Source organism: Rubritalea sp., assembly GCF_039830215.1.
Taxonomy (GTDB): domain Bacteria; phylum Verrucomicrobiota; class Verrucomicrobiia; order Verrucomicrobiales; family Akkermansiaceae; genus Rubritalea.
Genome location: NZ_JBDOPO010000033.1, coordinates 1 through 4,347 on the forward strand (window position 1 = coordinate 1; position 4,347 = coordinate 4,347).

At 47.4% G+C, this 4,347-nt stretch carries 2 protein-coding genes and 1 pseudogene; 1 reads left to right on the forward strand and 2 read right to left on the reverse strand.

Annotation, left to right across the window (positions count from 1 at the left end; all coding sequences use genetic code 11):
* Positions 1-2,275, reverse strand: a pseudogene (locus ABGY95_RS00850) (AAA family ATPase); the annotation flags it as partial.
* A gap of 210 nt (positions 2,276-2,485) precedes the next feature.
* Between ABGY95_RS00850 and ABGY95_RS00855 the strand changes: the two are divergent.
* Entirely contained in the window at positions 2,486-3,478 is a 993-nt protein-coding gene (locus ABGY95_RS00855) for an aldo/keto reductase (protein WP_347439784.1), read from the forward strand.
* Here ABGY95_RS00855 and dinB read toward each other — a convergent pair.
* The coding region (gene dinB, locus ABGY95_RS00860; protein ID WP_347439785.1) for a DNA polymerase IV at positions 3,475-4,347 on the reverse strand (873 nt) is incomplete at its 5' end. The genes ABGY95_RS00855 and dinB overlap by 4 nt on opposite strands.

Sequence of the window (4,347 nt, forward strand, 5' to 3'; positions counted from 1 at the left end):
CGAAGATAATTGTCTCATCGATACGGTTAAGGAATTCGGGTCTAAAATGTGACCTAAGCGCTTCACTCACCTTTGCCTCAAGCTGTTCTGCATTTGCCTCATCCATAATATACTGGCTACCTATGTTAGAAGTCATGATGAGCACAGTATTTCGGAAATCCACCGTGCGTCCTTGCCCGTCAGTGATTCGCCCATCATCCAATACTTGCAGCAGGACGTTAAACACATCTGGGTGTGCTTTTTCTACCTCATCAAAGAGAACAACACTGTAGGGCTTTCTCCTAACATGCTCACTAAGCTGACCACCTTGATCATAACCGACATATCCAGGTGGCGCTCCTATCAAGCGAGACACCGCATGCTTCTCCATGTACTCGGACATGTCGATACGTACCATCGCTCCTTCATCATCAAACAGAAATTCTGCTAATGCTTTAGAGAGCTCAGTCTTACCCACACCAGTAGGTCCTAGAAAGAGGAAGGATCCAATAGGTCTATCCTCATCCTGTAGGCCAGCACGAGCACGGCGCACAGCATTCGACACCGCTTCGATGGCCTGTTGTTGACCAATCACTCGCTCGCCTAGACGAGACTCCATTTTCACTAACTTTGAACGCTCACCTTCCTGCAAACGGCTCACTGGAATGCCTGTCCAGCTAGCCACCACACGGGCAACATCTTCCTCAGTCACCTCCTCGGTTAGAATGCGACCAGTTTTTTGAATCTCGTCTAACTTCAACTTAGCCTCCTCGGCTTTTGCCTCAGCTTCGGGGATACGACTGTATGTAATTTCTGATGCTTTTGTCAGATCTCCTTCACGTTTGGCTTGTTCAGAATCATTCTTCAATGACTCTATAGCTTCCTGCGCGTTATTGACGATGGTAATGATTTCCTTCTCATTTTTCCACTGCGCCATAAGTCCATCTGACTTTTCTTAGATATTTGCCATTTCCTCCTTCACCTTAGCGAGCCGCTTGGCACTCGCTTTATCCGATTCTTTTTTTAAAGCCTGACGCTCCATTTCTAACTGCATGACCTGTCGCTGCATCTGGTCGATCTCAGTAGGAACTGAGTCGAGCTCAATTTTGAGACGTGATGCTGCTTCGTCCACAAGATCCACTGCTTTATCAGGCAAAAATCTGTCCGATATGTAGCGATCACTCATTGCAGCTGCGGCCACAATGGCACTGTCTTGGATACGCACGCCATGATGCACTTCATAGCGCTCCTTGAGCCCTCGCAAAATTGCGATGGTGTCTTCGACACTTGGTTCCCCGACATTGACCGGTTGGAATCTGCGCTCTAGGGCTGCATCTTTTTCGATGTACTTTCGATATTCATCGAGTGTGGTTGCACCAATGGTTCGAAGCTCACCACGGGCCAATTGTGGCTTGAGTAAGTTAGAAGCGTCCACAGATCCCTCACCGGCACCAGCTCCGACTATAGTATGAAGCTCGTCTATGAAGAGGATTATTTCTCCTTCAGACTCACTCACTTCTTGAAGGAAAGCCTTGAGGCGTTCTTCGAATTCCCCACGGAATTTAGCGCCAGCAAGCATCGCTCCGATATCCATCGATATAACGCGCTTGCCTTGCATAGAAGTCGGCACATCACCGCTGATAATACGGCGCGCTAGCCCTTCCACGATAGCTGTCTTTCCAACCCCAGGGTCACCAATCAGCACAGGATTATTCTTGGTACGCCTGCTAAGAACCTGCATCAATCTTCGGATTTCATCATCACGTCCAATCACTGGATCAATTTTTCCAGCTCTAGCTTTGGCGGTAAGGTCGGCTCCATATTTCTCCAATGACTGATACTTACCTTCTGGATCCTCATCCGTTACTTTTTGGTTTCCCCTGACCAATTTCAAAGCGTGCTCAAGCTTAGCTTTATCTAGACCAGCTTCTTTCAATATCTTTCCCGCTGGGCTAGCGGACTTGAGAGCTCCAATAAGGAAGTGCTCCACACTGATAAAATCATCACCCATGGATTCGCGAGCATTGTCCGCCTCATCCAAGGTCGAACGCAATCCATAGCTCGGTTGTGGCACGGCATTACTTCCCTTCACACTCGTATCCGATGACAAAGCACTTATTACTCCTGCTTTGAGTTTTACCAAATCAACTCCTGCTGATTCTAAGATAGGAACCACAATTCCTCCTTCTTGCTGGAGTAACTCCAACAAAACATGTGTGCCTCTAAGCTCCGGGTGTGAAGACCTTGTGGCCGATTGTTGTCCTTGCTGCAATGCTTCCTGCAGCTTTATTGTCATTTTTTGCATTTGCTTTATTGTCTGAGTTTTCGGCTACCTACGAGCCCCAATCTACTTCTTACACTTTTATATCATAGCAACTATTTGCACACAACATTTTTGTCACATTTATTTACTATGTAGCAAAAAATACTCAGCAGAGTGTTTTGTCGTGGATGCACTCAATCAGATATTTACTTGGAACATCTCATTAGTCACAATCCACCTAACATGTCCCATATTTACACACATGATCCGGACCGTTATGATGGTCGCATGCCCTATAATCGATGCGGAAATAGCGGGCTCAAGCTCCCCGCTATTTCATTAGGACTTTGGCATAACTTTGGAGGCGTTGACAACATGGACGCAGCTCAGGCAATTGTGGAACACGCCTTTGATTCCGGCATCACACACTTTGATTTAGCAAACAACTACGGCCCACCACCAGGCAGCGCTGAAAGCAATTTTGGTGATATGTATCACAGACATTTCAGCAACCACCGTCACGAGCTCATCATTTCAACCAAAGCCGGCTATCTCATGTGGGATGGCCCCTACGGAGAATGGGGTTCACGGAAGTATATACTCAATTCACTAGATCAATCCCTCAAGCGCATGCAGATCGACTACGTCGATGTATTCTACCACCACCGTCCTGATCCGGACACGCCGCTAGAAGAATCGATGGGGGCTCTAGCCTCTGCAGTTCAGCAAGGGAAAGCTCTCTACGCAGGCATCTCTAACTACCCAGCAGATAAGGCTGCCGAGGCTATCAAAATCCTTAAAGGACTGAACACTCCATGTTTGATCCATCAGCCCAGATACTCGCTTCTCGACCGATGGATTGAGGATGGTCTTACCGACGTTCTAGATGAGTACGGAGTCGGCTGCATCACATTCTCACCACTTGCTCAGGGCCAACTAACAAATCGCTATCTGAATGGCATTCCCAAGAGCTCCCGTGCTGGCAAAGAACATGGGTTCTTAACTGAAAACCAAGTGAATGTAAATATCGACAAAGTGAGAAAGCTGGCAAGCCTCGCACAAACCCGTGGTCAATCCTTAGCACAGATGGCACTAGCCTGGACACTAGCCAACCCGACTGTCACATCCACTCTCGTTGGCGCTAGTAGTGTGAAACAGCTACAGGAAAACCTAGAGTGCCTCAAAAACTGTGAGTTCTCAGCAGAGGAATTAGCGATGATCAATGGGATTGTCTAGAACATCTCCAATTGCATCTCATCTTCTTCATCCGCTAGCCTAATACCCACACCTAGCAGACGCACGGCTTTACCTCCACCGCGCGCAAAACCTTCTATCAGTAAGGTTTCTGCTAGAGTAGCATCCACTCTAGCAGAAGCCTTCTCTATGGTAGTCCTAGTGAAGTCCGCAAATTTCAACTTCACCACGACACTCTTTATTGTGCGCTCAGTATACCGCGCTTGATAACTTTCCTCCACTTTTGCCACCAAACGCCGGAGTTCAGGAACTAACGATGAGGCACCGATAATATCTTCACTAAAAGTCGTCTCGTTGCTGATAGATTTACGCACCCTTTGTACCTTCACCTCACGGGCATCAATCCCTCGGCACAAGTCATAAAGCTCCACTCCCCACCTGCCATAGCGCCTAGACATGGCAAATTTATCGAGTTTTTGCATATCACCACAGGTAGAAATTTTATGTTGTTTGAGCTTCTCCTGCATTTTCTTACCCACACCCCAAAGTTTGGCCACGGGTAAATTATCCATGAATCCTTCCACATCAGTCACCGTCCACTGACCATTTGGTTTATCTAGGTCACTCGCTATTTTTGCGATCAACTTGTTTGGTCCAATGCCCGCTGATGCCGTCAATTGGGTTTCCTCAAAGATCTGACGCCTAATCTCACGTGCAATCGTTGAGGCATCCGACCTCCAATGACTGACATCCAAATAGGCTTCATCTAGGGAAAGTGGTTCTATAAGATCGGTGAATCTCCCAAATATGGCGCGAATTTGAGCTGACACCGACTGGTAAACCTCAAAGCGTGTGGGCACTATAATGAGCTGAGGGCATTTCTCCAATGCTTTAAATCCCGGCATCGCAGC

Coding starts and splice junctions, on each gene's coding strand:
- ABGY95_RS00855 (WP_347439784.1), top strand. CDS start 2,486: ATGTCCCATATTTACACACATGATCCGGACCGTTATGATGGTCGCATG.